General features: G+C 62.3%; 5 protein-coding genes. All 5 read left to right on the top strand.

Going from position 1 to position 5,212, the window contains the following annotated elements:
* Positions 1-321, top strand: a 321-nt coding sequence (locus tag AC1DY5_RS41110) for a thiamine pyrophosphate-dependent enzyme (RefSeq protein ID WP_478120193.1), incomplete at its 5' end; no start/stop codon positions are given.
* 27 nt (positions 322-348) lie between these two features.
* The gene (locus tag AC1DY5_RS41105) at positions 349-2,019 is read left to right on the top strand and encodes an efflux MFS transporter permease (protein WP_478120192.1); all 1,671 of its coding nucleotides are present in this window, start codon (positions 349-351) and stop codon (positions 2,017-2,019) included.
* A 77-nt stretch (positions 2,020-2,096) separates the two neighbouring features.
* Complete coding sequence (locus AC1DY5_RS41100) at positions 2,097-2,999, top strand: HlyD family secretion protein (RefSeq protein WP_478120191.1); 903 nt, start codon at positions 2,097-2,099, stop codon at positions 2,997-2,999.
* A gap of 90 nt (positions 3,000-3,089) precedes the next feature.
* Positions 3,090-4,520, top strand: a complete 1,431-nt coding sequence (locus AC1DY5_RS41095; protein WP_478120190.1) for an efflux transporter outer membrane subunit — start codon at positions 3,090-3,092, stop codon at positions 4,518-4,520.
* A 98-nt stretch (positions 4,521-4,618) separates the two neighbouring features.
* A partial coding sequence (locus AC1DY5_RS41090) for a MarR family winged helix-turn-helix transcriptional regulator (RefSeq protein WP_478120189.1) occupies positions 4,619-5,212 on the top strand: 594 nt, incomplete at its 3' end.

Genomic DNA, 5,212 nt, shown 5'->3' with positions numbered 1-5,212 from the left:
GTCGAGATGGAACAGCGCGCCGAGGGCATGGTCAATCTGTACACCGATCTCAAGAATCCGGATTTTGGACAGGTCGCCGACAGCCTCGGCCTGTGGGGAAGAACCGTCGACAAGGCAGATGAACTCGAGGAGGCCGTACAGAACTGGCTCGCGCAACCAGGGCCGGCCCTTCTCAATGTGCGAGTCAATCCGCAGCAACTCGTGACGCCGCCTTACGTCGACGCCAGTGCAGTCCTTGGCATGTCACTCTACTCGGCGCGCGCAATATTGGCTGGCAAGGGCGACGACGTCTTTGAGCTGATCAAGGAGAACTTTCTTTGAGGCGACTACCGGGAGACATCTTGAACCATGGAGCCTAGCCTTGCGGCAGTCATCCGGCCGGCTGCGAATCCACCTGGCGGCGACGCCTACGATTTCGCACCCGAAGACCAGCCGACCTTCCCCGGCGGCCCGTTTTCGCCACCGCACCCTCCGCTTCGCCGTATCGGCTACGCAGCCGTCGGGCTCTATATTGCAGCAACCGCGACGTTTGCGAACGCGACCATCACAGTCAATGTGCCCAATCTGTCCGGTGAGTTGGCAACTTTCGTCGCACAGCTGAGTTGGTTGCCGGCCATCTATGTCGCGGCAAACGCGTGCGCGAACACGATGCTGGTGAAAGCCCGCGCCCAGTTCAGCATGCAAAACGTCATGCGGGTGCTTCTGATCCTGTACGTGATCGTTGCAGCACTCAGGTTCGTGTGGCCTGGAATGTCTTCGGAAGTCGTTGTTCGATTCGTGAGCGGCGTGGTCGCTGCGGGAATGACGACGATGGGCATCTACTATTTGCTACAGGCCGTGCCGCCCAAGGCGCGCGCGGTGGCGTTGGTGACGGGACTAGGCATGACACAACTGGGAACGCCTCTCGCACGTCTGTTGCCCGTCGATCTCTTGTCCGCCCATGGTTGGCGGGGCCAGCATTTCATCGAGCTCGCATCCGCATTGGTGGCACTGACGCTAACTTTACTGTTGCCACTCCCGCCAACCCCCCGTCTGCGTACATTTCAACCGCTGGACTTCGTGACTGTCGCTTTCCTGCTGCCGGCCATGCTGCTGATCTGCGGGGTGCTCAATCGTGGTCGTCTGGCCTGGTGGACCGATACGCCTTGGCTCGGAATCGATCTGGCAATTGCGATTCCATTGCTGGCGACCGCCATCTTGATAGAGACGGTGCGAACACGCCCATTGATTCGCATCGCCTGGATGGGCACAAGAGAGTTCCTTGGCTTCGCGGCAATCGCGTTGCTGATGCGGCTTGCGCTCGCAGAGCAGACCTACGGGGCTGTTGGCTTGCTCACGGCGGGCAATCTTGACAACGATCAATTGCGTTGGTTGTTCTTGTGGGTCATCGTCGGCATGCTGCTCGGCATAGTGACTTGCGTGCTGACGCTGTCCGAGCGGGCCCTTCCATTTCAAGTCATCGGTGCTGCACTGGCGATTGCGCTTGGTGCATGGATGGACAGTCACGCGAACAATCTGACCCGTCCTGAGCAGCTCTATCTCAATCAAGCCCTGATTGGCTTTGGGACCAGTCTGTTCATCGGCCCGACACTAGCGCATGGAATCATCAAGGTCATACGCCTGGGACCCGCCTATCTCGTCACCCTGGTGGTCGTCTTCAGCATGACGCAGAACGTCGGGGGGCTGATCGGCTCGGCATTCCTGGGCAGCTATCAGACGATCGCCGCGCGATCTCACTACCAGGAGCTTGCCGAGAGGATCGTGGTTGGAAACGAGCAGGTTGCCGATCGAACCCAGCGGTCATCTCGTTCGCTCAACGGCGTTGTCGGAGATCCGGCCGCCCGTTCGCAACAGGGCGGCGCTTTGCTGGCAGCGTCGCTTTCCAGGGAAGCAAACATCCTTGCCTTCAACGATGTATTTCGATTCGTCTGTCAACTGGCTCTGGGAACGGCGTTCTTGGCCGCGCTCCTGGTGCTGCTCGGCGCCCTCCGGCGCTTACGTTCAAGTGAACCGTCATGACTGATCCGGTACCCTCCGCCTCGCCGACCCCATCGGGGCCCCGTCGGCATTGGCCGTTGCCTGGGAAGCACCCACTCGTGACCGTTGCCATTGTCGTAGCGGCCGGGCTGGCCCTCCTGGCTGTGCTCCGAGCCTGGGAACTCCCTCCGTTCGAGAGTGGCGTTCGCGTGACCGACAACGCCTATCTCCGTGGTCGCACCACGATCATTGCACCGCAGGTCAGCGGCTACGTGACGGCGGTCCTGGCGAGCGACTATGCGTTCGTGGATGCGGGCCAGGTGCTCGTGCGCATCGATGACCGTCAATATCGAGCAAAGGTAGACCAGGCGCGCGCCGCACTCGAGGCGCAGAAGGCCGCATTGGCGAACCTCGAGCAAGCGCATGCGTCGCGAATCGCAGCGCTTCAAGCGCAGTCCGCCGCCATCGCCAACTCGAAAGCGCAGTTGATTCGAGCACGCGGTGATCTGGGACGGGTGGACGAACTCGTTTCCGACGGCTCAGTGTCGATGCGAGAACGTGATCAGTTGCGCGCGGCGCTCGCCCAGGCGAATGCACAACTCGATCAGTCGCATGCGGCTCACGAGATCGCTCGCCAAGATGTTCGAACGGTAGAGGTCAGCCGGGACGGCCTCACCGCGCAGATTGATGCCGCGGCTGCACAGTTGCGTGCAGCCGAGATCGACCTCGAGAACACGGTCATCCGTGCGCCGGAGAAGGGCCAATTGGGCGAGGTGAGCGTTCGACTGGGTCAGTACGTGACGAATGGAACGCAGCTGCTGCCGTTGGTACCGGCAGACCGATGGGTCATCGCGAACTATAAGGAGGCTCAGACCTTCGGCATGCGGCCCGGCATGCGGGCCTGGATCACGGTCGATGCTCTGGGCGGGCATCGGTTCGACGGTCACGTCGAAGAAGTCGCCCTGCCGCGGGCTCGGAATTCTCCGTCGTCAAGCCGGACAACGGGACGGGAAACTTTGTGAAGATCCCGCAACGTATCGGCGTCAGATTGCGGCTGGACGCCTCCAACCAGCAGTTGCGCGAACTGCGGCCCGGGATGTCCGTCGAGGCCAATGTGGATACGGCGAATGCGCAATAGGCTGACAATCCTCGCTCTGACTGTGCTGGCCGGATGTGCCGGACCGCGACCACCAGCTCCGTCCGAGGCCCAGGTGACGTCACCTGTCGAGTGGCGAACGTCGGCCAGCCAGCCGGGCGTGAGGCTGTCGGCGAATTGGTGGGAGGGTTTCGATGATCCGGGATTGACGCGTATCGTTGCAGAGGCATTGGCGAACAACGACGACATCAACATAGCGGCGCAGCGCGTCGAAGAGCTGATGGCGCAAGCAGACTTCGCGCATGCGCAGCAATTTCCCCAGGTTGACGGCAGGGTTGTCCTGGAGCGGGATCGCAGCATCAATCCCGCATTCGGCGTTCCGCAGGTTCAGACCGCGACCGAGCCGCTGCTCACATTCTCCTTCGACGCGGACTTGTTCGGCCGTCTTCGGTCGGCGACGGCAGCCGCGCGTGCAAATCTGCTCGCGACTCAGGCGGCCGAGGCGAGCGTCAAGCTGCTGGTGGCCTCCACGGCCGCACGCGATTGGTTCACATTGCGCTCGCTGGATCAGCGTCTGGCAATCCTGGAGCAAACGCTGGTCGCGCGAGAGCAGACGGTCGAGCTCGTGCGCAGACGAGTGGCCGTTGGCTATGCTGCGCAACTCGATCTTGCGCAGGCGGAGGCCGAGTACCAGAGCACTGCCCAGCAGATCCCGGCCACGAAGCTTGCCATCCGTCGCGCGGAAGACGCGCTCTGTGTGCTGCTCGGGCGCAATCCGGGCGATATCGAGCGCGAAGGGCAAGCGCTCGCGCCGAAGCTGCCGCCCATTCCACAAACGCTGCCTGCATCGCTCTTGCGACGCCGGCCCGATATCGTCGACGCGGAAGAACGCATCGTCGCTGCAGATCACACGCTGGATGCGTCTCGCGCCGCATTCATGCCGAACCTGGAACTGTCCGGGGACCTCGGCCGTGTGCACTCCACGCTGCTCGATCATCCCATCAACGTTTTCACGATCGGGGCAAGCATCCTGGCGCCGATCTTCAATGCCGGACGCCTGCAGGCCCAGCAAAGCGTTGCAGCCGCCCGACGCAACGAGGCTGCATATGCCTATCGCAAGGCAGCGCTGGGGGCCTTTTCGGAAGTAGAGGATGCCCTCTCGTCAACGCAACGACTGCGCGAACAACTCATCTCGCTCGAAGCACAAAGGCAAGCGCTGCAGCGGACGGTCCAGATCTCGTCACAGCGCTACAAGGCGGGCTATTCGCCTTTCCTTGACCAACTCGACGCCCAACGCAGCTTGCTCAGTGTCCAACTCTTGCTCTCGCAAGTCTCGGCGGAGCAGTTGAATGCATACGTCACGTTGTTCCAGGCTTTGGGGGGAGGTTGGGACCGGAAGCTGATCGACCAGCCACCCAAGAGTGCGGCCATCGGGGAGGGTACCTGAGACGCCAGTTTGTCCATTGTTCTACTGATGCTTGGACCTTCCTTGGAAGAAGTCCGGGTGGCGCAACGTATCATTGCCGCACATGGAACGAGGATGCAATGGTCAAGAACACTGCTACGGTCGCGCGAGCGTCTTCCGCGCGCAAGCGCGGCGAACGCGCCGTCGACTCTCAACCGGCCACCGCAACGCAGGCGCCCCTCGGCGGCAGCCTGATCGAGCTCATCACCGTCCAATGGCAACGTGAGCGGAGCGACCTCGACCTCTCCGATTTCTTGCTGGCCATATACTTCATGCGTCTCGGGACCTTGGTGGAGCGCGCATATGGGCGGATGTGCGAGCGCCGCTACCAGATCAGCGGCACCGACATGCGCGTCCTGCTGGCGCTCCGGCGAGGCGGTCCCCCGTACGCCAAGCGGCCGACTGACCTATTCCGCGCATTGCTGGTGACCTCCGGCGCCATGACGAAAAAGGTCGACCGCCTGATCGAGCACGGCTTGGTGGAGCGGCTGGCGGACCCGGGACATGGGGGCGGCTTTCTCATACGGTTGACCCGCAAGGGCCTTCAGGTCGTCGAGGAGGTGGTCGAGTATCTCGCAAGAGAATCCGTCATCGCGCCGGCGATGTCGCAGTTCACTCCGGCCGAGCGCGAAGCTGGCAGCCGGTTCGCGCTGCGCGTGCTCGCTGCGCTCGAG

The sequence above is a fragment of the Variovorax sp. P4_D9 genome (genome assembly GCF_056401695.1).
This window is presented reverse-complemented; position numbering and strand designations above follow the sequence as displayed.